Below are 24,455 nucleotides of genomic sequence, written 5' to 3'. Positions count from 1 at the left end.
CGTGTAGTCCAGTGTGTTTATCTTTAAATATGTTGACTACAAACCAATTGCTTTGTTCATTGCCATAATAGGTTGGAGTATTGCCATCACGATGAAGAGTACAATTAATGCCATACTGGCAATCATCGCCGGCTCAAGTAGTTTAAGCGAGACGCTTACCATACTTTCAAACTCCCTGTCTTGGTTGTTGGCTGCACGCTCTAACATTTGCTCCAACTCTCCAGACTTTTCACCACTGGCAATCATATGTAGCATCATTGGCGGAAATAGCTTTGTTTGATGTAATGCTGCTTTGAGGCTCGCCCCTTCACTCACATGCGTGGCAGCTTCAGCAACTGCAGCTTTGATTTTCTCATTTTCTAATACCTGACCAGATATTTTCATACCTTCCAGTAACGGCACAGCACTGGATGATAAAATGCTCAAGGTTCTTGCAAATCTAGCAGTATTGATACCACGACTAATCTTACCAATACCTGGTAACTGCAGTAACTTAGTATCATACCAAAAGCGTGCTTTAGGACGCTTTAACGTTTGCTGAACAGCCACAATTAACAGCGCCAAAGACACCGTAGATTGCATCCAATAATCTTGAACAAAATGACTGGCTGCAAGCACCCATTCCGTTGTCCATGGCAACACTTGGTTTGATTTTTCAAATGTTTTGAGAATTTCAGGCACAACTGTACCTAACAACACAGTCACGATTGCGATAGCGAAAACCACCAAAATCATTGGATATACCATAGCCTGTGTTATTTGACTGCGCATATGCTGACGTTGCTCAGTGTAATCCGCCAAACGATTCAATACTTCATCAAGGTGGCCTGACTTTTCCCCAGCAGCAACCATTGAACGATATAAATTATCAAAAACATGCGGGAAGTCTGACATACCATCTGCCAGCGTGTAACCTTCGACCACTTTTGAGCGCACAGCCATGAGCATGCGCTTCAACCTAGGTTTTTCACACTGTTCAGCAACGGCCATCACTGCCGCTTCTACAGGCAATGATGACTGGATCAAAGTGGCAAGCTGACGCGTTATCAGTGCAATATCACTGACCGAGGGCTTATACTTTCTTGCTAAACTAAATCCACCAGTGGATTGAGACTTTTCTTTCTCAGCTGCGGGCTCTACTTCAAGTGGCATCATGGCCTTTTCGCGCAGCATCTGCCTAACTTGTTTGGCAGTATCGGCTTCTAAAATGCCTTTTTTTTCCTTGCCTTTTGCATCCAAGGCACGATATTCAAACGCCGCCATTATCCTTCCTCACGTGTCACTCGCATCACTTCTTCTAGCGTTGTTTGTCCAGCTAGAACACGTGAACAGCCATCTTGGCGAATACTCGGGCTAAATTGACGGATATACTTCTCGACCGCCTGCTCACCTTTACCATTATGGATAAGTTCGCGAATATGCTCATCAACTATGAGTAACTCATGAATACCGGTCCGGCCTTTGTAACCGTTAAAGTTACATTCTTCACAGCCTACAGCGCGATAAATGGTCGTTTGTGACTCTTTTTCAACGCCTAATAACTCACACTCTCGTTCATCTGCCAAATGAGGCTCTTTACAACTTGGGCAAAGTGTACGTACAAGACGCTGTGACAAGACACCGAGTAGCGATGAAGAAAGCAAGAAGGGCTCAACCCCCATGTCTTCCATACGCGTTATCGCACCCGACGCCGTATTTGTATGCAGTGTGGACATTACCAAGTGACCGGTTAGTGAAGCTTGAACAGCGATTTGTCCCGTTTCTAAGTCTCGGATCTCACCGACCATAACAACATCCGGGTCTTGACGAAGAATCGCACGTAATCCTCGTGCAAAAGTCATATCTACTTTCGGATTAACCTGAGTCTGACCAATGCCTGGGATTTCATATTCGATTGGATCTTCAACCGTCAAAATATTGCGGTCTTTAGAGTTAATCTGCGTCATGCCTGCATATAAGGTGGTACTTTTACCAGAACCTGTCGGCCCCGTAACCAAGATAATGCCATGCGGCTTTGCAATAATTTCGGAGAACAACTCGCGATTACGCTCAGTCATTCCCAAGTCTTCTAAATTAAGTCTCGCGTTGTTCTTATCCAATAGACGCAGTACAACTCGCTCACCAAAGCTTGATGGCATAGTCGATACACGCACATCAACTGCACGACCAGCGATTCTCAAACTGATACGACCATCCTGTGGCACCCGCTTTTCAGCGATGTCCAATTTAGCCATAACTTTAATACGAGAAACCAGTAACGATGACAATTTCCTATTTGGCTTGAGGACTTCTTTTAAGACACCATCTACACGAAAACGAATGACGAGATCTGCTTCGAATGTTTCGATATGAATATCAGATGCGCCCTCTTTGATGGCCTCACTGAGCATAGCATTGATCAATTTAATGATTGGTGCATCGTCATCGGCAGCCAGCAAATCTTCAGTTTGAGGCATTTCTTCAGCCAATGAAAAGAGATCAACCTCGTTGCCGATATCTTCCATCATTTGCTGGGTTTCAGAACTGTCGCGCTGATAAGCGGCTTCTAGCAGGAGTTCAAACTTTTCCTCATCAATCACTTCAATGGTGAAGCCACCGCCAGAAATTCGGCGTACTTCTAGTAATGCCTCTAATGACACATCCCCTTTATGGAAGACTTTTAGCCCTTTGGGATCATCACTTAATAATATGCCTTCACGGCGCGCAAAGGAGAACGGCAAACGCAGCTGAGCTTGCTGCTCTTCAAGCGCCTCATCAGTCGCGGCCGAGACCGCTTCTGCTTCAACTGGCGCTTCAACAACACTCATGCTTGCTTCAGTCATCTTTCTTCTCGTTTTGCTCGCCTAGGTACTGCTCATAAGTCGGCGGTAATACCATTGCATCATTCCACTCAGGCAATACTGGCGCATCTTCGAATGGCATTAAGTCGATACCGTCGTCTTGCTTTTTAATTTGTTCATTACGAATAAACTTGTACTTAGCATGACTCAGTTCATTCATGCTGCGGCTATCACGTACAATGGTCGGGCGAATAAAGACCAATAAGTTACGCTTACGTTTACTGGTGTTAGTAGACTTAAATAAGTGACCTAAAATTGGAATATCACCTAGCAGAGGCACTTTAGACACACTTTCTTGTACATCTTCATCGATTAGACCACCCAGAATAACCATGCCGCCATCATCGGCAATGACCGTGGTGTTAATCGCACGTTTATTCACGGAAATATCAACCGCTGTCGCCCCGCTGACACTCGATACCTCTTGTTCAATCGTTAACTGAACCGCTGTGCCGTCATTGATCTGTGGGGTCACTTTCAGCTTGATACCCACTTCTTGGCGGTCAACTGTCTGGAATGGGTTAGAGTTATTTTCACCCGCTGCAGAGCCTGTAATAATTGGGACTTCTTGACCAACAATCATAGACGCTTCTTCATTGTCCATGGTGGTGACAGAAGGCGTTGCTAGAATATTCGAGTTCGTATCTGTCGACACCGCCTGGATAATTGCACCCCAGTCATTTTTAACGACACCTGCGGCTAAACCATTTACACCGCCTAGCAACTGGCCGAGGGCATTTAAGTCACCTTCAACTGTTTCTTCAAAATCATTTAGCTCTGCATTTTCACCTGTGACGGTTCTTTTAATGGTTTTGTCACGGGCTTGCTCAGCTGCCACCGCTAATGCGCCAACAGGTACGGTGGTACCATTGTTGAATTGCAGCATACCGCCTTGTTCTGTGATCCACTGTAAGCCAAAGTTGATGCCGTCCCCTTCAAGGACTTCAACCACAATCGCTTCAACTAAAACTTGTGCACGGCGCACATCTAGCTTTTCAATGACGTTTGCCAACGAACGCATAGTGTCTGGCTGCGCGGTTATCACCAATGAGTTTGTTTCATCGTGCGCTTCAATACTTGTCTCGTTGCGGTTATTACTGCGAGAGCGGGTCGTTTTACCAGCCCCTTGCGCTTCTTCTTGCAGTGTTTTACTCACACCTTGCAACACTTTAACTAAGTCTTCTGCCTTCGCATAATCTAGGTAGAATACCTGTGTATTGCCTTGGTTTTCGAGCTCATCATCCAAGCGTTTTATCAACTCAATGGCTTTGGTGCGCGCTTGGCTTTCACCGCTCACAACCACGCTATTGGTTCTGCCATCAGCAACGATTTTAGGGATCAAAAACTCAGGAACACGGCCTTTTCCTGTATCTTTGTAAATTTTCTCTACAACTTGCACTACGTCATCCGCAGTCGCATGTTTGAGTCTTACAATATCAACACGCTGGTCACCAGCTTGGTCAACCGATTTGATAATACTCACTAAGCGATTTACCGACGCGGCATGACCCGTCAACATCATCACGTTTGCTGAGTTGAAGTTAGTAACGTGACCCCCGTCTTTTTGGTCACTGAATTGACGAATAAGCGGACCTAGTTCTTGTACTGATACATTCTTTACTTGAACAACGCGGGTGATCATTACATCGCCATCGCCTTCGCTGTTATCATTCACCAGTGGGACGTTGGCTTTTTTCGCATCAGAACTGCGCACCACTTTCATGATGCCGTTTGGCATTTCTACAACCGAATAGCCATAGACTTCTAATACACTTAAAAAGAACTGGTAATAAAGCTCTTCATCCATTAATTCGAAGCTACGTACATTGATGTTGCCGCGCACATTTGGATCTATTATTATCGTTTTATTGAGCGTTTTACCCACAATGAGAATGAACTCATTGATGTCAGTCCCCTTAAAGTTGGCCGCATACTCAACCGCAGACACAGACAATGACAATCCAGCTGCAAACAACAGAGCTGCATACTTAGCTAACCCTTTTCTGATTCTTGTGAGGTGTAGCTTTCTACCCATTATTCTTAAACTCCAAAATTAGTGTCTTTTACAGGCTGAATTGCACATCTAAAGTGCGGCCTTCGCGCTCAATAGTTATGTTGGCATCGGTACTCTCTCTGAGTTCGTTCATCGCCGTCATAGCCTGTTTCATATCCGTGAGTTGATAGCCATTTATCGCAATGGCCAGATCGTTATTTTTGAGACCCATCTTTTTGAAAAGTTCAGGATCTTTTCCAGGACGTAAACGATAACCAACAAGTTGGCCATTGCGACGCTCTGGTGAAATTCTTATATAGTCAAACAGCTTACCTGGTTCATTTAAGAGCTCTTGGCGACGTTGTGCAAGTTCGGAGCGCGTACTTTCGCTAATACGACTTTCTTTAGGCGCGGCACTGCGTTTAGGCGTTGTTGGCATAGCGACTTGCTGTGTAAAGTCTAGGCCATCTAACATTAAGGTTTCAAATCGTCCACTGACATCTAAAATAACGCGATCAGGCAGGACTTGCGCCAACTTTGCTCGCGTCCCTTTAATGACATCTTGAACCAAATAAGTCTCTTGCCGTCCTTGCGAGTCGATAATCGCAAGACCTGCACTGTCATTTTTACTCACAGCAACAATACCGGTGAGTTTTACATTCAAGCGTGTCTCAGGCGCATTAGAAATAACCGGTTTAGGCTTATCTTCTTCTTTGGGTTTTTCATTCGCTTTTCCGAAAATATGCTGCGCCAAAATAGACGCACTACTGACCGTTTGAGCTGCGTTTTGCGTTTGATTTGGCGTGAGACTAATGGGCGAAGAGTCTGGTTTAGGGAACAGTAACCAAAATAGTTGAGACAGTAAAAATGCAATATATACAACAGCTAAGAACACCACTGCGCGACTAAGCTTTGCGTGGGGCAACCCTTGTAATATTTTCTGTAACTGCTGTATTTGTAATTCCATATAAAATTCTTTAATGAGACTTTTTTTATTCTATTAAGCGCCTCAGTGTACCGTTTAGACTTCGATTCAACAAGCGCGCAAATGTGAAACTTTAAATTAAATCGGTACAAGATATGACATGACTTACCTGAACACAGTATTAACCATTTGTTCAACTAATCATAATATGCCATTCCTTGACCTAACGGGCAGTGTGCTTTTTTTGACGGTTAAAATATGATAAATTTCACCATCGAGCAAGTCGCCAGCAACGTAGTTAAAGAATTGTGACAAAAGTCAATCCAGAAAACAACCAAGATGATGCAAAAGTCAGATTGGACAAATGGCTGTGGGCCGCGCGGTTTTATAAAACACGCTCAATTGCCCGCGAAATGATCCAAGGTGGGAAAGTCAAATACAACGGCCAAAGGTGCAAGCCCAGCCGTCATGTCGATGTTGGCGCCGTCATCGAATTAGCCCAGGGTCACGACGAAAAGCACATCACAGTGTTAAAGTTAATGGATAAACGTCAAGCCGCTCCGATCGCTCAAACACTCTATGAAGAGTCCGCAGACAGCATCGAAAAGCGCGCTCAGAACGCCATTGCTAGAAAAAACAATAGTTTCTTCGCACCGCGCCCCGAGCACAAGCCAGATAAAAAGCAGCGACGCGAGCTGCTAAAGTTAAAATCAAATTAGGGTCTTATAGATGAAACAAGATTTACTTCATCGTTATATTTTTGATGATCTCGATGTACGAGGTGAGTTAGTACAAGTCGAGCATACACTGAAAGACATTGTTGCAGGTCATAACTACCCAACAGAAGTACAAACGTTGCTAGGCGAATTACTCGTTGCAACGAGCCTATTAACAGCAACACTGAAGTTTGAAGGTGACATTGCCGTTCAGCTTCAAGGTGACGGCCCTGTAAAATATGCCGTGATCAATGGTGACCATCAGCAAAACATGCGTGGTATTGCAAGAGTAGAAGGTCAGATCACCGGTTCTGGGATCAGCGACCTCATCGGCAAAGGCCATATGATCATCACCATATCTCCTGTGAAAGGTGAAAGATACCAAGGTGTCGTGCCTTTAACATCAGACTCTCTTGCAAAATGTTTAGAAGATTACTTTGAGCAATCAGAGCAGTTGAGAACAAGGCTGTGGTTTGCGACACAGATAAATGCAGAGACCGTCAAAGCGGCTGGTTTATTCTTACAGGTATTGCCTGTTAATAAAGAAAAGTCACAAAGTGACTTTGAGCATTTAGAAGCACTCAGTGACACGATTAAAGCTGATGAATTGTTGAGCCTTGACGCGCAAACTGTGTTGACGCGTTTATATCATGAAGACAATCCTCAGTTATTCGAACCTCAAGAAGTCAACTTTGTGTGCGGCTGTAGTCGAGAAAAAACCATCAGTGCGTTAGTCAATGTTGGCCAACAAGCGCTACTAGAGGATATAGAACAGCATGGCGAGGTTAAATTAAGTTGCCACTACTGTCTTACTGATTACCGATTTAATGAACAAGAGATCAAGTCTATTTTTAATTAAATAGGGTACATCCAACTCATTTCAGTTAAAGCCGCCATTTTGGCGGCTTTTTATTTGGAAAAAAATGATACCGGTGTCATTAAAACGCCAACTTTTATGACACCGGTATCATTGAAATTATTCAGTTTTTTTGTCAAAAAATTGCAATTTCTGCCCCCTTTAGGGCTCGAATATCTCAAATGCTTCTGTTAGTATAATTTCAAGCTTTAGGTACTTAATAACCAGAGCTATCCCGTTCAATTCTCACATTTAGGTATAAACATGACTTCAAGCGCTACTCGTTTTGTCGATTTAACTGCAGCTGAACTTGTCGAACACGCTATCTCGCGTGGTGAAGGGACTTTAGCAGCGAATGGAGCTTTTGTAGCAAAAACAGGCCGCCGTACAGGTCGCTCTCCTAACGACCGTTTTATTGTTAAAGAGCCAAGCACAGAAAATGACATCCAATGGGGTAACGTCAACCGTCCATTCGATGCAGAAAAGTTTGATGCTCTTTGGGCTCGTGTAGAAGCACACGTGCACAGCAACGACCACTTTGTCTCTCACTTAGAAGTTGGTTCAGATCCTGAGCACTATTTACCAGTAGTCGTTACTACTGAGACGGCTTGGCACCATATCTTTGCTAAAAACATGTTTATCGAACCTAGCAAATACAATGCAGCTGATTTACCCCAATGGCAGGTAATGAACGTACCTTCTTTTGTATGTGACCCAGAACGTGATGGCACAAACAGCGATGGTACTGTTATTATCAACTTTGCAGAGCGCAAAGTGCTCATCGCAGGTATGCATTACGCCGGTGAAATGAAAAAGTCGATGTTCTCTGTACAGAACTTCCTACTGCCAGCTAAAGGTGTTCTACCTATGCACTGTAGTGCGAACGTTGGTGAAGCAGGCGACACAACCTTGTTCTTTGGTCTATCTGGTACAGGTAAAACCACGCTTTCAGCAGACCCTAAGCGTTTCCTTATCGGTGATGATGAGCACGGCTGGGCACCTGGCAGTGTATTCAACATTGAAGGCGGTTGTTACGCAAAATGTATCGACCTTTCACAAAAGAATGAGCCAGTAATTTGGAACGCGATTAAGTTCGGTACAATCCTAGAAAATGTGGTACTTGATGAGCACCGTGTACCTGACTTTGCTGACACAAGTTTAACGCAAAACACGCGCGCCGCTTACCCACTTGAGCACGTTGAAAAGCGTAAAGTAGAAAACCGTGCAGGTGAGCCTCGTGCAGTGGTATTCTTAACGTGTGACGTAAGTGGTGTATTGCCTCCAGTGTCTATCCTGTCTGAAGAAGCCGCGGCATATCACTTCCTAAGTGGTTACACTGCCAAAGTTGGTTCAACAGAGATCGGCTCAACATCTGATATCGAGTCTACATTCTCAACGTGTTTTGGTGCACCATTCTTCCCACGTCCAGCAGGTGTTTATGCTGAGTTGTTGATGAAGCGTGTACGTGAATTTGGCGCAAAAGTTTACCTAGTCAATACAGGTTGGACAGGTGGTCCTTACGGTGTTGGTAAGCGTTTTGATATTCCGACAACACGTGCTGTTATTGATGCTATCGTGAATGACACATTAGAAGGTGTTGAAACACAACATATTGAAGCATTGAACTTAGACATCCCTGTGTCTGTGGACGGCGTAGACGAGAAACTACTTAACCCAATCAACACGTGGGAAGATAAAGACAAGTATGCAGAGTATGCAGCCAAGCTAGCAGCAGACTTTAAAGCTAACTTCGAAAAATACGACGTATCTGACGCGATTAAGTCAGCAGGTCCTCGCGGTTAAGCAATACCTTTTCCTTTATCAAAGGCGCCCCTCGTTGGGCGTTTTTTTATGCCTGTAGATCAGTGACTGGCCACTTTAACTATCCAGCAGTCGACCCAAGCTAACATCTATCATGCATGTTTCATTATCAGCAGTTTAAGCAGGTCCAACTCGCTTACATTCCAAAGCCCCGTGAGCGCATGTACAAAAGTTCAATTCTATAGGTATTCAGGTTGAATAATGCTCAACTACGTATGATTTACACGACGTATCGTTCTGTTTAGGGTAGTTAGTGAGGTTCAGGTCACCTCGCTTATCAATCAATAATGAGAAAAGGATTAAATCATGAAATTAAATTTGAAGAAAAAAGCACTTAAAAGCTTACAAGACAATCAGATTAACGCTGCACTTACTAAAGAAATTGCCGGCGCTCGTAAAACACGTATGGCACCACAAAACAGTTGGCTAATTTGTCCAACGCACCCTGCTGTGTGTACATCAACATGCGGTAGATAAATCTACGATAATTGGCAGCTTGACCCCAAGCTGCCAATTCAATGGTTATTTACACAGTGGCAGCTGCACCTCAGCGCATAAGCCCCCTTTCGATCTATTCCTCAAAGACACCTTACCACCATGTGTTGCCACAATACGTTTGATAATTGCCAAACCCAAACCGCTACCATCTGACCCCCTGGCTTGATCGCCTTGCTTAAATGGCTCAAACACCGATTCCAGCTCAGATTCAGGAATACCAGGGCCTCGGTCTTTCACTTGGATCACGACCCGTTTATTTTTAATATCCGCTTGAGTGCTCACATCTATCTCATCTTCTGAGTATTTGATGGCATTCTCAATCATGTTGGTTAAAACACGTTTTAATGCTACATGATTTGCCACTACCCAAGGTGCAGTCTCAGCCAAGCTGACATTAATAATGCGCTTATGTTGCTGTTCAGCGTGAACCACTTCCTCGACCAGCGCATTGACATTTTCTTTATTCATTTCACCACTGCTATGATGGCGCAGGTATTCAATAAATTGATCAATGATCGCGTTCATATCTTCGATGTCATCAATGATCCCTTCTTTTAGATACGCTTCCTCATCCGACATCATTTCTGTTGCCAGGCGAATGCGAGTCAATGGTGTACGCAAGTCATGTGATACACCAGCCATCAGTAACCGGCGGTCACTTTCTAGCTCAGCGATCCCTTTAGACATTTGATTGAAGGCTTTGGTCACTTCAATGACCTCTGTTGACCCCTGCTCAACTAAGCGTGTAGAAAAGTCTCCTACTCCTACCCTGCTGGCAGCCGTTTGCAATGCTTTTAACGGCCTGTTCAAATGCCTTGCAAAGAGCCATCCTCCCAAAACACTTAAAAAGCCAATACTTGATAAGTAAAAGACCAAAAACTCTAACTTAGTTTCAGAAAAACCGGTTAAAGGCACCCTGACCCAATAGCCTGGTGCTTGTGGTGCTTCAACCCAGTATACAACAGGATCGCCTTGGCTAATTCTGACACGTGCTGAGCCGTTTAACTGCTCAGACATACTTCGGGATAACAAGCTGTACTCACGCGCTTGACCCAGTCCATTTCTATACGCATCTTTTTGTGTCATCACCTCGATGCCGGTTATCTCAAAAAACTTATCCGATAACGCCGAGTCCACTTCAACGCCTTCTTCCCAGTCAATAAATACGGTTTTAACCTGTTTCGCGAGCATCAAATTGACCTGCTCAAAAGTCGGCTTAAAAACATATAAAGTGACGGTAATATAGGAGACGATTTGGTTTATCAATAGCAAAGCTGCGACAAAGAATACCGTCTGGCCAAACGCACTACGAGGAAAAATACCCATTACTTTTCGCCGTCGGGCACAAATACGTACCCCAACCCCCACACCGTTTGGATGTATCTTGGGTTAGAAGCATCCTCTTCAATCATACGGCGTAATCGAGACACTTGAACATCGATACTGCGTTCCAATGCACTATAGTCTCGCCCTCGGGCCAAATTCATTAATTTATCTCGACTTAAAGGCTCTCTGGGATGGCTTACCAGCGCTTTTAAAACCGCAAACTCTCCGCTTGTTAGGGCAATCGTCTCATCCCCCTTTTGCATTTCTCTGGTCGCCAAGTTGAGTTTGAAAATACCAAATTCGACTTCATTTTCTTGTGCAGCTGGCGCACCTGGCACTTCTTTTGTCTTTCTGCGTAACACAGCTTTAATACGAGCCAGCAACTCTCTTGGGTTAAAGGGTTTTGGTAAATAGTCGTCCGCACCTAACTCTAAGCCAATAATACGATCAACTTCATCCCCTTTTGCTGTCAGCATGACAATGGGGATCTCATTTTCTTTTTGTCTGAGACGTCGACAAATCGATAATCCATCTTCACCAGGTAACATGAGATCCAATACCATCAAGTGGAAGTTTTCTCTTTCAAGCAACCTATCCATTTGCTCTGCATTTGCAGCACTTCTAACAATGAAGCCCTGTTCGACTAAATAGCGCTCTAACAAGCTGCGCAATCTCATATCGTCATCAACGACCAATACTTTTGTTGTTTCGTTTCCCATCTGATTCTTCTTGTTATCATTTAACTATTGGTTAAATATAATTGAAATTAAGCTGCTTAGACACCATAACGTACTGATAAGATTGTTACTGAACGTTACAACTTTCAAATATGCGTACCTTTATAGGTTTTTTAATATAGTACATTATGAAAACGAACTTAATTACACCCGAAGGGTATCGAAAATTACAGCAGGAACATGATCACCTCTGGTTTGAAAAACGTCCTGAAATAACCAAAATAGTCAATTGGGCCGCCAGCCTCGGCGATCGCTCAGAAAACGCCGACTATACGTTTAACAAACGCTTGCTCAGACAAATTGATCGCCGTGTAAGATATTTACGAAAACGACTACCCGATTTAAAGGTCGTTGAGTATGATCCACAGCAAGCTGGAAAGGTCTATTTTGGTGCTTGGGTTGAAATTGAGAACGACGATGGTGAAATCAAAAATTTCAGAATTGTCGGTCCGGATGAAATTTATGAACGCAATGACTATATTTCTATAGACTCACCGATGGCAAGAGCGCTACTCGGTAAGTCAGTTGATGATGATTTCATGGTAAAAACTCCCCAAGGTGAAGCCCTGTGGTATATCAATAGAATCGAATATCAAGCCTGATAAAATTTCCACTAATATGGTATGATAAAAACTAACGCTTAATAGATTTTTTAGCGTAGCTAATTGAACTTTATAAGGATTTTGCATGAGCAACATCTCAGCTCGTTTAGCCCAAGAGCTAAATGCCTCAGAACAGCAAGTGCTGGCTGCCACCACATTGTTAGATGAGGGCGCAACTGTTCCCTTTATCGCCCGTTATCGTAAAGAAGTCACAGGTGGTTTAGATGACTCTCAATTGCGTCTACTAGAACAACGTCTCTCCTATTTAAGAGAGTTAGAAGAACGACGTGCATTCATTACTAAAACCATTGAAGAGCAAGGGAAGCTGACTGCACAACTGGCCAGTGATATTGCGCAAGCTAACAGCAAAACTGAGTTAGAAGATTTATACCTTCCCTACAAACCTAAGCGCCGTACCAAAGGCCAAATCGCCATTGAAGCTGGCATAGAGCCTCTGGCTGATCGATTATTTGAAGATCCAAATTTATCGCCGGAATTAATCGCTGAAGATTTCATCAACGCAGATGCGGGCTTTGCAGATACAAAAAGTGTCCTTGATGGGGCAAAGTTTATTTTGATGGAACGATTTGCTGAAGATGCAAAATTACTTGCCAAGTTTAGAGCACATATTAGCGCCAATGCACAGCTTCAGAGCCGAGTGATTAAAGGCCAAGAAGACAGTGGTAGCAAATATAGAGATTATTTCGAGCACAATGAGCTTCTTTCTAAAGTGCCTTCGCATCGTGCGCTTGCTATGCTCAGAGCACGAAATGAAGGGGTTTTACAAATCACGATTAACCCCGAACCCGAAGCGCAAGATCACCAACAGTTTTGCGCGCAAATGATTGCTGATCATTATGGATTAGTGGTGCAAGGCGCAGCGGCCAGTGAATGGCTTATGGTTGTTGTCCAGTGGGCTTGGAAAGTTAAATTATCTCTGCACTTAGAGAATGAGTTCCTTGGCTCTTTAAGAGAAAAAGCAGAAAATGGCGCCATTGATGTGTTTGCTAAAAACCTCAAAGATCTACTCATGGCAGCACCAGCAGGACCGAAGGTCACCATGGGTATCGATCCTGGATTGCGCACTGGCTGTAAAATTGCCATTGTAGATGCTACGGGCAAATTACTCGCCACCACCACCATTTACCCACATGCTCCTCAAAACCATTGGGACAAATCAATTCGCACCATTGAACAGCTTTCTCGCCAGCATAAAGTTCAGCTTATTGCGATCGGTAACGGCACCGCATCGCGAGAGACCGACAAGCTGGCGGCTGAAGTTCAAAAAGCAGCATCAGATCTTAACTTGACCAAAATCATGGTCAGTGAAGCCGGGGCATCGGTCTATTCCGCTTCTGAATTTGCAGCGAATGAGTTCCCAGACTTAGATGTGTCTTTGCGTGGCGCAGTATCTATTGCGAGACGCTTGCAAGATCCACTTGCCGAGCTGGTAAAAATTGAACCGAAATCTATTGGTGTGGGTCAGTATCAGCACGATGTCTCGCAAAGCCAATTAGGTCAAACATTGACTGCGGTCGTTGAAGACTGTGTAAACTCAGTGGGTGTTGACGTCAATACCGCTTCAGTGCCACTACTCACGCGAGTATCAGGGTTGAACAAAACGCTGGCAAACAACATTGTAAAATACCGCGATAGTAATGGTTCTTTCTCAAATCGTAAGCAACTTAAAAAAGTTGAGCGTTTAGGGCCTAAAGCATTTGAACAAGCGGCTGGCTTTTTAAGAATTATCGATGGGGATGACCCACTCGACGCATCAGCCGTGCATCCAGAAGCTTACCCGGTTGTTAAACAGATCTCTCAATCCAATGAACTCGATCTACAAAGCTTGATTGGCAATAGTGATTTATTGAAAAAGCTATCAGCTAATGACTATGTTGATGAAAAGTTTGGTTTGCCAACGGTCACTGACATCATCTCAGAGCTGGATAAACCAGGTCGAGATCCGCGTCCAGAGTTTAAAACTGCACAGTTTAAAGCGGGCGTAGAAAAAATCTCTGATTTAAAAGTGGGCATGGTTTTAGAAGGGATTGTTTCCAACGTTGCCAACTTTGGTGCGTTTGTTGATGTTGGTGTGCACCAAGATGGCCTTGTGCATATTTCCGCGATCACCGATAAGTTTATCTCTGATCCAAGAGAAGTTGTAAAAGCGGGTGATATTGTAAAAGTAAAAGTGATTGAAGTTGACGTAGACAGAAAGCGCATCAGCTTTACCATGCGCTTAAATGACGCAACACCATCCAGCAGCGATGCACATAAGAATAAACCTCAACAAAAAGCCGCTCAAAATCATGGCCGTAAAAACGACCGCAGAGATAACCAAAAAGGAAATCGACGCGATCAAGGTAACGCCGCTATGGGCAATGCATTTGCAGAAGCCTTTGCTAAGTTGAAAAAATAAAATGGCTTAACGTAAAAAAGGAAGGGGGCCCCTTCCTTTTTTTATTGCTAATAACTTTAGACTGAAACAGAGAGACGAGCGTCTTTATCAGGCTTAGCAACTTGCCCATAAAATCCCTCTATTCTCAGGGCTCGTGATTCAATTTCAGGATCTCTTTCTATCGGCAGTGCAACGGCAAATGGATCAGACTCTTGTTTGAGCCTAGCACGTTCTAACACCGGTTGTTCAGACTGTGCGGTCCCCTCTTCTGTCAGACGGCGATTCTCAAACTTCTGCACCCCACTGGATGCACTTTCTTCTTCTGAACCACTGATAGATTGCTTTGCTAGTTCAGCTTGCGCTGTGGCGATTTTAGATGTCGCATCTGCGGCAATGGCACGATCCGCCCCCGAGGGTTCAGCCGGTGCCAAAGCAGCAGCTCTGACCGTTTGCATCTTTTCGATGGTTTGCTGCGGGTTACCTTCAACGGGTGCAACATCAATCATCACTTGCCCGCCGACCGCATAATTATTACCGTCTGGGCCTCGTTGGTAATCGTATGTTGGAGACCCCGCATATTGGCCACCTACACGGGCGTGTGCTTGCTCATGCAACCTGACTTCACGGTCACGGTCTTTCAACTCTTTAAGTTGTTGCTCATCCTGTTCTTGTTGCGCTTGCTCGCGTTCAGAAGGTTCATCATCACTACCAGACTGAGCTTGCTGCTCTTCGCTCTTTTCATCGCCGCGCTCTTGAACGGTTTTACTGTCTTTTAGTTGACCATTCGCGTCGTATGTCTCTTGCGCTTCACTTTCGCTCAGGCGCGCCTTGTCGTTGTCTTGTAATGATTTGTTTTCTGTTGCAGGCGGTGTAACCGCAGCCGGTTTTGGGATCACCTCGCGCAGCTGGTTGTCTCGCCTAGCAGTTTCAGTGTAGACGTTTGCAGTATTGAGACTAACCGCCGGTTGTGGCGTGACGATATTCATACTTACACTTTAATATCAATCAACGTTCCCAGCACTTCGTCTGCAGTTTGAATAGATTGGGTATTGGCTTTGGCATTGAACTCTTCTACTTTCAGGTTCACCAAAGACTCATCAATTCTTGGTGGCTGAGAAACCGGTGCTGTTACGGCCTCTTCAGGACGGGCAGCTTCAAGCTGTCTTTGTTGCGCTAATTGTTCGTCGCTTTGTTGATCAATCGTCGCACGGTTAATATCAGCCGACGCTTGCTCAATATTTTGTTGAGCACGATTAAACCCTTCAACGCCTGCATTAAGCACGTCACCAATAGGCATAATAGACTCCTAGTTACTTTTTCACTAACCTAATTATTGCTCATATTATGTTCAAAATAAAGCATGGGCGGCAAAAAATTGCCGCCCATTTGGCGGATCCAATTTAAAGGATTGATTTTAGGTAATTAATAAATTCGTTGCGATGAGAAATAAAGGGTGCATGAGATGCTTTTGGCAATATTTCATAACGAAATTGCGGATTCACCTTGGCCATTTCTGCGGCTACCGTTGGTGGCACCAAAGCGTCCAGACGACCAAATATCCCGTTCACAGGACAGTGTAACGTCTCAAACTCGCTCTTCAAATTGGTGTTTTGTAGTATATCTAGGCCTGCACTGAGTGCCATTTCTTGCGGTTCCGGTGCCTGAAACAATAGTGATTTGAGCTGCTTAATATCTCCCTTAGCATGCTCGCTCCCCATTGCTTGGATAGCTAAAAAACGCTCGATGGTTTTTTTACTGTCTTTAGCAAGCTGCACTTTAAATTGTGCTAGTACCTGACTCTTAATTCCTGGCCATGTGTCATCTTCGCAAAACTGAATATTCGAAGAAACCAGGATAAGATGTGCCACTTTATCTGGATGAGCCGCAGCCAGCTTCGTGGCAACCAAGCCACCGAGTGACCAACCAACCACGATGCTATTTTCGTTCACTTTATTCGCTAAGGTCTGCACAATAGTATCAAGTTCATACGCTTCACTATTGATTGGCTCTCCACCAAACCCAGGTAAATTTAGGGCTTTTACAGAAAGGCCTAAGACGTTTTCAAGCTCAGTTTCGATAAGCTGCCAAACCTCTTTGTTCATTCCCCAACCATGCAGTAATACAATTTCTCTTTGCATATTAATACGTCTCAAGCCAAAATTATGGCTATGATAGCGTTTCAAGGAATGAAAGCAATGTCACTTATTAATGCACTTCGAAAAAGCCTGTTGCCTGCAAAATGTGCCGCGTGTAAAAGCGATATCGAGTCCCCTGGGATTTGCCAAACGTGCTACCCCACTCTCCCACTTTTTGGATCAGAGGAGGGGAATTTGCTATTGCGCCCAGATATAAATCGGATGTTCAACTTACCTGAATGTGATGGGCTGAGTGCGTGCGGCTGGTATCAAGGTCAATTAGGCGTCTGGCTGAAACAGGTCAAATATCACCGTGACCGACATGCCATGATGATAGTCAGACAAATTATTGCAAAGCAATGGGCACACTTACATCTACAACAACTTATTCAAGCTGATGCGTGTGTCATAGTCCCTCTGGCAACGACCCGCCTGCTAAATCGAGGCTACAATCAGGTCTATCAAACTTGGCAAAAGTTGTTAACACACCACCAAATTCCGATATTAACAGTCATTGCCAAGCGCACTCGACCTTCTCACGTTTTACTTTCAAAACATGCTAGGCAACAAAATGCTAGGCATGCCTTTTATCTTACTGGTGATATTCAACACAAACGAATTTTAATCATTGATGATGTGATCACCAGCGGCGCAACCATGAATGCCGTCGCAGCTCTATGTAAGCAGGCAGGTGCACAAAGCATCTGGGCCTGTGCAACCTGTATTACTGAATTATAAAAATGTTAGATACTACCCGCATAGAAAAGCGCATTACTGAGCAGACGGCTAGAGCCGTACCAGTAACCGCGAAAAACAGGGTTATCAGTCATAACAACGACGACCCCTTTACCATAACGCGCAGCGACTAATGCACTACTTCCTGCTATTTGCGAAATATTGCGTTCATCCGCATATCCAGAGAGCAGCGGAGAGCTGGTATACTGCGCCACATTGGTGAAGGGCTTAGTGCTGTGCTTCATCACCCAAGTACTGTTTTTAAATAGCGGCAGGTTTGCATCCTCAAAACCAAATGCTAAAGGGTGTGATAGGTCAATTTTGGCCTGAAAAATAGCCCCCGCAATACGTTGCTTGGCAGCCAAAGCTTCTCGCTCTGAATAAGGCAGACCATCCGTTTTAAATAACGCTTTCATTTCTTTAGTTGACACGGTTTCAACCTTTAGTAGCTGTTGATCTACTAACCATTTAGCGCCGCGTTTTTGTCCCCAAATGACCCCACCCTTTTTTACCCAAGAATAGATGGCACTTTTGGCTTGACTGTCCATGTGTTCATAGCGGCCATCTGCCAAAATAATATGTGTGTAACGAGAGAGGTCGAGCTTCCCTAAACGATGTTGCTCGACGAGGGTCGGCGCCAAACTGAGATGACGATCTAACTGATACCACAATTCCCCTACTTCATACTGACTGGTGCCTTTTCCGCCCACCAGCAACACATTTGGTTGCTCAAGTGGTGACATTAACCGAGAGCCCAAATCAATGCCTTGCGCAGTGAGTCCGGTTTCAATCGAAAATAACGGGATATCCACACTTGCAGCCAACGCAGTGAGCCTCTTAAACCAGTTTGAGGCGGTTTGTAAACCGCTAGGTATCACAATACTGCCAGCAGAAAATGCATGCTGGCCGTTTTGCGTTTGTGCGGTAAATGGCTTTAAAGCACCTCTGATTTGAATACCTTCTGCCAATAATAAGTTGGCCAATTTTGGAGCGAGATAATGATGCCATTCAAATGCAAATGCATACCCACGTTCAAGCTCTGCAGAGCTTGCTTCGATAGGCGCTTTATACCATGGTGTATCGCTATAATTTAACCCCCAACTGCTGGATACTTTGGAAAAGTCTAAATCAAACGCATAGGGCAGAGTCCAGCCAGACACGTCGTAAAACGTATTGTCTTTAAAGTGTGTTTGTGTGGAAAAAGCAGCTTTAATAAAACGAAATTGAGCCTGTTGTAACGGGATATATAAATCCCCGACTTGATACTCATTTCCTGCAGCTTTAAACGCCTTGGTAAGCGGGTAAGCGACTACTTGATGACTTTTCAATAATTCAACAAACTGCTCAAAACGGTAAGTATCTTGACCTCTTCTTACCATATAACCGTGATATTTCTCTTTACTGGCTAACTGTTTAGACTGTGAAAAAAATGCTTTCTGATAAGCCGTCAGTTCAGATTTAAGCGCGGTCACACCGGAAAATGTTGATAAGGAAGTCAGTAATTGATTTTTTATCGTGCGGTGAAAGTGTAAATCGCCATTGATGGACTCTTGCACGTGACCACGACTGCTTGCCTGCTCAAATAAGACCCCAACAGAGCCGTTTACATCAGGATAAGTCGAACCCTTACCAATATAAAAGTCATCAAAACTTTCTTGCGTAAAATATAACTGCTGCTCACGGTCTAAAGTTTGCGCATGGTAGGTCGCTAATTTTTGTGTCAGTGATTGGTTTTGTGCAGGTGTGATTGGATGTGTCCGTGATGGGATCCCGGGCTGAAAAAAGTAACTGCTGTTGGTGCCCATTTCGTGAAAGTCAGTTAAGACGGTTGGTTTCCAACGATGAAATTGAGTCACTCTGGCACGTGACTCAGGGTGCTGCAATAACAACCAATCTCTATTAAGATCAAACCAATAATGATTTGTTCGCGCGGAAGGCCACTCTTCAACATGCTCGCGATGCGCCGGATCGGATGATAACACTTGCCCACGGTGGCTATTGGCCCACTGTGCAAATCGGGCAAGTCCATCAGGATTCATCGCAGGATCGAGCAAAATGATGTTGTTCTCCAGTAAACGCTCGACTTCTTGCCCTTTCGCGGCTGCCAAATAATAAGCCACCAGCAATGCAGCATTGCTTCCCGAAGGCTCATTACCATGCACGCTATACCCCATCCAGATCACATTTGGCGTCTGCGACGCGATCTCTTGCCCGTTTAATCTTGCCACATGCGCTTGACGCAAAGATTCTAAGTTTTTTAACTGCGAGGCACTGGTTGCACTGAGTAAGAGCAACGGCCGACGCTCATGGCTATACCCTATTGTTGAAATGCTGAGTCGCGGACTTTGTTCGGCTAAGAGCGTCAAATATTGAACTAATTGGTCATGACGTACATGCCACTCACCGACTTCATACCCCAGTATATCACTGGGTTTACTGATACTTTGATCAAACTCTATATCTGAAGAAAAATAATAGCTGATAGGTTTAGCTTGGCTTTGGAATGCCCATAAAACCAGTAGTATCAAAAAAATTCTCATATCAATTCCATCTTTTAATGTTCCCCTATACGCTAGCAAGTTGCACTATTTCACAGCAAATTTTTACGTCCAACACTAGCTACAACCGGACGAGGGGAGTATCATAGGAAGTAACCGAGTAAATTAGTCAAGTATAGCCAGATTATGATCACAATTTCAGAATCAGCCCAAACCCATTTTGCAAAACTACTCAGCGACCAAGCTGAGGGAACCAGTATTCGTGTATTTGTAGTTAACCCAGGCACAGCGCAAGCTGAATGTGGTGTATCTTACTGTCCTGCAGATGCCGTAGAAAAAAGCGATATGCGCTTTAACTTCAATGGTTTTGATGCCATTGTTGACGAAGAAAGTGCACCATTCTTAGAGGAAGCTGAAATCGATTTCACCACCGATAAAATGGGCAGTCAGCTTACTTTGAAAGCACCAAACGCCAAAGCAAAAAAACTAAAAGATGACGCCTCTTTAGAAGAACGAGTTGAACATATGCTCGTAACAGATGTCAATCCACAGCTCGCCAACCATGGTGGACAGGTAAGCTTAGTTGAAATCACAGAAGATGGCATCGCAGTCGTACAGTTTGGTGGCGGCTGTAACGGCTGCTCGATGATCGATGTGACGCTAAAAGAAGGCATTGAAAAGGAGATGATAGCCAAGTTTGAAGAAATCACAGGTGTGCGCGATGTTACTGAGCACGCACGTGGTGACCACTCTTACTATTAATCACTATGTTCACGCAGTATATTTATCGCTTGGGCTCCAACCCCAAGCGAAGTCTAAAGCGCTTTTTTACAGGTATTGGCCTTTTTGTGATCGCGATGGGATTGTTTGCCCTTAGCCATTACCATGACCCTAGCTGGCGATACGCTGGTTTAGCTGTTTTATTTCCAGCGCTAGGTATCGCGGGGTATGGCTACTTGGGGATCTTTGCAAACCGATTTTCGCAAGTTATTTCAGCAAGGCGTTCTGCACGCCAAGCTTTCGATAACGGTAAATCAAAGTAACGCCACGCAGCGCCATAAAACAGCTCATGGCAAACCACAAAGCGTGGTTGCCATGATCTAATAGTAAAAATACCGGTAAGAAAAAGCCAAACAGCGCAGAGAATATCATACTATTGCGCATCTCTTTCGCCTTCGTAAGACCAACAAAAACGCCATCGAATAAAAAACAGCTCATCGCGATAAGTGGTAATACAACTAACCAAGGCAGGTAGATTAACGCCGTTTCAACTACACTCGGAATACTGGTTAACATGTTGATGATCATCGGGCCAAATAGCGCAAACGTGATGCAGTACAATAAAGCGAAAACCCCTCCCCATAATATACTCACTGCCACCCAAGCCTTTAACTTTTCAACGTCTCTCTCCCCTTTCGCTTGCCCGACTTTGGCTTCAACAGCATAAGCAATGCCATCTAATGCAAAACTGACCAACATTAAAAAGTTCAGCAACACCGCGTTAGCCGCTAGCGTATTCTCTCCTAATCGCGCGCCATAAAAAGTCATAAAGCTAAAACACAATTGTAAGACCAATGAACGGATGAAAATATCTTTGTTGAGCGTGAGTAAATGCATCAAATGCTCACGGTTAGGTAGTCGCCATGCGAACGTCCACCCACGTTGTTTGAGCAATGACGCCGTCAAGCACACAGCAAGAATAAGCGCACTGTAATCGGCGATGACCGACGCCCAAGCAGCACCCGCCACGCCCCACTCAAAGCCAATGACAAACAGCAGGTCGAGGACGATATTGACAATGTTAGTAAATAACACCACATAAAACGGCCCCTTGCCGTACTGTAATCCAAGCATAAACCCAAGTAGGACCAAGTTCATCATTGCCGCAGGTGCACTGTAAATTCGAATGGAAAAATACGTCGAGGCTTGTGCCATGACATCACTACTAGGATTAGCAAGGCGCTCGATGATATCGAGTAAAAAAGGTGATAAACCAATCAAAGTAAGTGCAGAAAAGAGTGCAATTGCCAGACTCGCAAGTAGGGATTGGTATGAGCGAGTCTGGTTTTTCTCACCAAATGCCTGTGCTATTTCTCCTGTGGTACTCATACGTAAAAAGCTGGCAAGCCAAAATAATAATGCAATACTGCCCGAACCCAACGCGATGCCTGCCAAATAGTGTGCATGGCTTAAATGGCCGATCACGGCGGTATCAACTAATCCTAACAGGGGGACCGAAATATTTGATAAGATCATCGGTGCTGCGAGAGTGAGTAGTGGAATATGATAAGGTGTACGCAGGTAATGAAAAAGCTTCATAATTTAGTTCTATTTTTTGGTTTAGCCAGTGCTCAAGCACACAGTGCGACTATATTACAGTATCATCACGTCAGTGAGAAACTCCCCCCCGTCACCAGTGTCAGTGAAGACACATTCAAGTCTCACTTAGAATTTTTGAAACAAGGCAATTACAACGTGATCGCGCTCAACGACTTTATTGATACTCTGCAGCAAGGCAAGTCTCTGCCAATGAATACTGTTGCAATTACCTTTGACGATGGCTACGACAATAATATTGAAGCCGCAGCGCCGTTATTGGAGGCTTATAACTTCCCATATACTATCTTCGTCAACCCGCAATTAATTGATGAAGGACAAAGCTATGTCATGACTTGGGATGAGCTCAGAGCCTTATCCAAACGTGGGGCTATTATTGCCAACCATAGCGCCAAACATGATTACCTACACCTACGTAAAAAAGGTGAATCCGAATCACAGTGGCAACAGCGCATAAGTCATGATCTGACATGGTCTCAACAACGGATCAACGCTGAAATTGGACACAATTATCCATATATTGCCTATCCTTATGGTGAGTTTGATACCTCATTACAAGAATTGGTTAAAAAATTGGGGTTAATCGGGATTGGCCAGCATTCTGGGGCGGTAGGTCCAACAACGGATTTCACACGGGTGCCGCGATTCCCATCTTCTGGTATTTACAGCAATTTAAAAACGCTAAAAGTCAAAATCAACTCTATTCCCTTTGATATAGACACACTGACTTACAACAATTCTGTCACCACACACAGAACGCCGTCTTTTACGCTCTCTTTTAACACCATGGATTTTAGCCAAGGTCAATTGGCATGTTTTGTGTCTGGTATTGGCCGTGCGACACTAACTTGGACTGGGGAAAAGACGGTCACTGTGACGACACCCGAGCCCTTACCTACTGGCCGTTCAAGATATAACTGTACTGCGCCATCAAAAACACACAAGGGCCGCTTTCATTGGTTTTCTCAGCCTTGGGTAGTCCAAAAAGTGCAGTAACTAACTGCTCGCGGAGTCCAATAACGCTTTTGCCATGGCATCTAAAGAAACCACTTTATTTGCCGCATTGAGCTCTACGGCTGCGCGAGGCATGCCCCACACCACACATGACGCCTCATCCTGAGCAAATGTGCTCGCCCCAGCTTCTTTTAAACGCAATAACCCCTGCGCACCGTCCGATCCCATTCCCGTTAATAAAGCCGCGTGTACATTTTTTGCGACGGGAATTAGAGAGTCAAACAGCACATCGACTGCGGGTTTATGACGATTCACTTTTTCACTATCACTCAGTTGGCAAATCAGCTTAGTCCCTTTTTGGACGATTAATAAATGCCTGTCACCCGGCGCAATAAACACTTTGCCTGCCCCGAGCTCATCACCATCTTCAGCCTCTTTCACACTTACCTCACAGCATTTATCCATACGAAGTGCAAATGAAGTGCTGAATACAGGCGGAATGTGCTGCGTAATCACCACAGGAGGACAATTACTTGGTAGTTTTGTCAATACTTCACGCAACGCCTCAGTGCCGCCTGTGGACGCCCCGATCGCCATCACGCTACGTAATTGAAATTTCTTCCCCGCGGCCAGTGCAGATCTTGCGCCTGTTTGCTTATCCGCTTTAAATGCCCTCACTCGAGCTCGGCTGGCTGTGCGTATTTTTTGGTAAAGTACGTCTGCGTATGCTTCTAATTGCTCCGCAACATTAGACATCGGCTTAGCAATAAAATCGACCGCCCCCACCTCTAACGCTTCCAATGTTTCAGGTGACCCTTTTTGCGTTAGCGTAGACAACATCACAACGGGCATGGGTCTCAAACGCATTAAGTTTTTCAAAAAACTTAGCCCATCCATTTTAGGCATTTCGATATCGAGCGTCAGCACATCAGGTTGAAGTGCTTTAATCATATCTCTGGCCTCGTACGGATCTTTTGCGGCCCCGACCACCTCAATATCTCCCGCCTGCTCCAGAACCGCTTTTAAAACCGCTCTAAGCAAAGGGGAGTCGTCTACTATCAAAACCTTTATCATTGCAACTTAC

At 44.5% G+C, this 24,455-nt stretch carries 22 protein-coding genes; 10 read left to right on the top strand and 12 right to left on the bottom strand.

From position 1 onward, the window contains the following. Positions 1 to 36: 36 nt before the first annotated feature. Genes gspF through gspC form a run of 4 tightly spaced genes read right to left on the bottom strand, consistent with a single transcriptional unit; the run spans position 37 to position 5,800 of the window. Positions 37 to 1,263 (bottom strand): type II secretion system inner membrane protein GspF, encoded by a 1,227-nt coding sequence (gspF, locus tag JF50_RS01205; protein WP_039607700.1) that lies wholly within the window; start codon positions 1,261 to 1,263, stop codon positions 37 to 39. After that, the gene (gene gspE, locus JF50_RS01200; protein ID WP_039607699.1) at positions 1,263 to 2,822 is read right to left on the bottom strand and encodes a type II secretion system ATPase GspE; all 1,560 of its coding nucleotides are present in this window, start codon (positions 2,820 to 2,822) and stop codon (positions 1,263 to 1,265) included. The genes gspF and gspE overlap by 1 nt, the downstream gene beginning before the upstream one ends. Next, positions 2,815 to 4,875, bottom strand: coding sequence for a type II secretion system secretin GspD (gene gspD, locus JF50_RS01195; protein WP_039607698.1), 2,061 nt, complete (start codon positions 4,873 to 4,875; stop codon positions 2,815 to 2,817). The genes gspE and gspD overlap by 8 nt, the downstream gene beginning before the upstream one ends. 28 nt (positions 4,876 to 4,903) lie before the next feature. Then, a complete protein-coding gene (gspC, locus tag JF50_RS01190; RefSeq protein WP_039607697.1) occupies positions 4,904 to 5,800 on the bottom strand; it encodes a type II secretion system protein GspC in 897 nt (298 codons plus the stop codon). Positions 5,801 to 6,066: 266 nt separating this feature from the next. Between gspC and hslR the strand changes: the two genes are divergently transcribed. From hslR to JF50_RS27315, 4 genes are all read left to right on the top strand, one after another. Further along, entirely contained in the window at positions 6,067 to 6,477 is a 411-nt protein-coding gene (gene hslR / locus JF50_RS01185; protein ID WP_039607696.1) for a ribosome-associated heat shock protein Hsp15, read from the top strand. Between the two features lie 10 nt (positions 6,478 to 6,487). Further along, positions 6,488 to 7,333 (top strand): Hsp33 family molecular chaperone HslO, encoded by an 846-nt coding sequence (hslO, locus tag JF50_RS01180; RefSeq protein ID WP_039607695.1) that lies wholly within the window; start codon positions 6,488 to 6,490, stop codon positions 7,331 to 7,333. A gap of 261 nt (positions 7,334 to 7,594) precedes the next feature. Further along, positions 7,595 to 9,133: a phosphoenolpyruvate carboxykinase gene (locus JF50_RS01175; RefSeq protein ID WP_039607694.1), complete on the top strand. Its 1,539-nt coding sequence runs from the start codon at positions 7,595 to 7,597 to the stop codon at positions 9,131 to 9,133. 324 nt (positions 9,134 to 9,457) lie between these two features. Then, positions 9,458 to 9,628 carry a hypothetical protein gene (locus tag JF50_RS27315; protein WP_200890368.1) on the top strand — a complete coding sequence of 57 codons (171 nt, stop codon included), beginning with the start codon at positions 9,458 to 9,460 and terminating at the stop codon, positions 9,626 to 9,628. Between the two features lie 45 nt (positions 9,629 to 9,673). Here JF50_RS27315 and envZ read toward each other — a convergent pair whose 3' ends face one another. Together envZ and ompR are read right to left on the bottom strand one after the other, a co-directional pair. Then, on the bottom strand, positions 9,674 to 10,975 hold the full coding sequence (gene envZ / locus JF50_RS01170) for a two-component system sensor histidine kinase EnvZ (protein WP_039607693.1): 1,302 nt from the start codon (positions 10,973 to 10,975) through the stop codon (positions 9,674 to 9,676). After that, positions 10,975 to 11,694, bottom strand: a complete 720-nt coding sequence (gene ompR, locus JF50_RS01165) for a two-component system response regulator OmpR (protein ID WP_039607692.1) — start codon at positions 11,692 to 11,694, stop codon at positions 10,975 to 10,977. Before ompR ends, envZ begins: the two co-directional genes overlap by 1 nt. A gap of 146 nt (positions 11,695 to 11,840) precedes the next feature. On the opposite strand from ompR, the gene greB reads away from it, so the two are divergent. After that, positions 11,841 to 12,314, top strand: a complete 474-nt coding sequence (greB, locus tag JF50_RS01160; RefSeq protein WP_039607691.1) for a transcription elongation factor GreB — start codon at positions 11,841 to 11,843, stop codon at positions 12,312 to 12,314. 85 nt (positions 12,315 to 12,399) lie between these two features. Continuing rightward, positions 12,400 to 14,733 carry a Tex family protein gene (locus JF50_RS01155; RefSeq protein ID WP_039607690.1) on the top strand — a complete coding sequence of 778 codons (2,334 nt, stop codon included), beginning with the start codon at positions 12,400 to 12,402 and terminating at the stop codon, positions 14,731 to 14,733. Positions 14,734 to 14,789: 56 nt separating this feature from the next. Here the strand turns inward: JF50_RS01155 and JF50_RS01150 are convergent, their stop codons facing one another. The 3 genes from JF50_RS01150 to bioH all read right to left on the bottom strand — a co-directional run bounded on the left by JF50_RS01150 (position 14,790) and on the right by bioH (position 16,850). Continuing rightward, a complete protein-coding gene (locus JF50_RS01150) occupies positions 14,790 to 15,698 on the bottom strand; it encodes a putative metalloprotease CJM1_0395 family protein (protein ID WP_039607689.1) in 909 nt (302 codons plus the stop codon). Positions 15,699 to 15,700: 2 nt separating this feature from the next. Continuing rightward, positions 15,701 to 16,009, bottom strand: coding sequence for a hypothetical protein (locus tag JF50_RS01145; RefSeq protein WP_039607688.1), 309 nt, complete (start codon positions 16,007 to 16,009; stop codon positions 15,701 to 15,703). Positions 16,010 to 16,112: 103 nt separating this feature from the next. Beyond that, positions 16,113 to 16,850, bottom strand: a complete 738-nt coding sequence (bioH, locus tag JF50_RS01140; RefSeq protein WP_039607687.1) for a pimeloyl-ACP methyl ester esterase BioH — start codon at positions 16,848 to 16,850, stop codon at positions 16,113 to 16,115. Between the two features lie 57 nt (positions 16,851 to 16,907). Between bioH and JF50_RS01135 the strand changes: the two genes are divergently transcribed. After that, a complete protein-coding gene (locus JF50_RS01135; RefSeq protein WP_039607686.1) occupies positions 16,908 to 17,585 on the top strand; it encodes a ComF family protein in 678 nt (225 codons plus the stop codon). A gap of 5 nt (positions 17,586 to 17,590) precedes the next feature. Here JF50_RS01135 and JF50_RS01130 read toward each other — a convergent pair whose 3' ends face one another. Beyond that, positions 17,591 to 20,122, bottom strand: coding sequence for a M14 metallopeptidase family protein (locus JF50_RS01130; RefSeq protein ID WP_039607685.1), 2,532 nt, complete (start codon positions 20,120 to 20,122; stop codon positions 17,591 to 17,593). A 144-nt stretch (positions 20,123 to 20,266) separates the two neighbouring features. On the opposite strand from JF50_RS01130, the gene nfuA reads away from it, so the two are divergent. Together nfuA and JF50_RS26555 are read left to right on the top strand one after the other, a co-directional pair. Next, the gene (gene nfuA, locus JF50_RS01125) at positions 20,267 to 20,842 is read left to right on the top strand and encodes a Fe-S biogenesis protein NfuA (RefSeq protein ID WP_039607684.1); all 576 of its coding nucleotides are present in this window, start codon (positions 20,267 to 20,269) and stop codon (positions 20,840 to 20,842) included. Positions 20,843 to 20,847: 5 nt separating this feature from the next. Then, positions 20,848 to 21,123, top strand: coding sequence for a hypothetical protein (locus JF50_RS26555; RefSeq protein ID WP_080760063.1), 276 nt, complete (start codon positions 20,848 to 20,850; stop codon positions 21,121 to 21,123). Here the strand turns inward: JF50_RS26555 and dinF are convergent. Continuing rightward, the gene (gene dinF, locus JF50_RS01120) at positions 21,068 to 22,399 is read right to left on the bottom strand and encodes an MATE family efflux transporter DinF (RefSeq protein WP_080760062.1); all 1,332 of its coding nucleotides are present in this window, start codon (positions 22,397 to 22,399) and stop codon (positions 21,068 to 21,070) included. The genes JF50_RS26555 and dinF overlap by 56 nt on opposite strands. Between dinF and JF50_RS01115 the strand changes: the two genes are divergently transcribed. Next, entirely contained in the window at positions 22,364 to 23,413 is a 1,050-nt protein-coding gene (locus JF50_RS01115) for a polysaccharide deacetylase family protein (protein ID WP_039607682.1), read from the top strand. The two genes, dinF and JF50_RS01115, sit on opposite strands and share 36 nt — an antisense overlap. Here the strand turns inward: JF50_RS01115 and JF50_RS01110 are convergent, their stop codons facing one another. Next, positions 23,414 to 24,445 carry a protein-glutamate methylesterase/protein-glutamine glutaminase gene (locus JF50_RS01110; protein ID WP_039607681.1) on the bottom strand — a complete coding sequence of 344 codons (1,032 nt, stop codon included), beginning with the start codon at positions 24,443 to 24,445 and terminating at the stop codon, positions 23,414 to 23,416. It lies immediately after the preceding gene. Positions 24,446 to 24,455 lie beyond the last annotated feature (10 nt).

This window comes from Pseudoalteromonas luteoviolacea, assembly GCF_000814765.1.
Classification (GTDB): Bacteria; Pseudomonadota; Gammaproteobacteria; order Enterobacterales; family Alteromonadaceae; genus Pseudoalteromonas; species Pseudoalteromonas luteoviolacea_H.
Note: the sequence above shows the minus strand (reverse complement) of the source record. Positions and strands in the feature narration are given on the sequence as shown.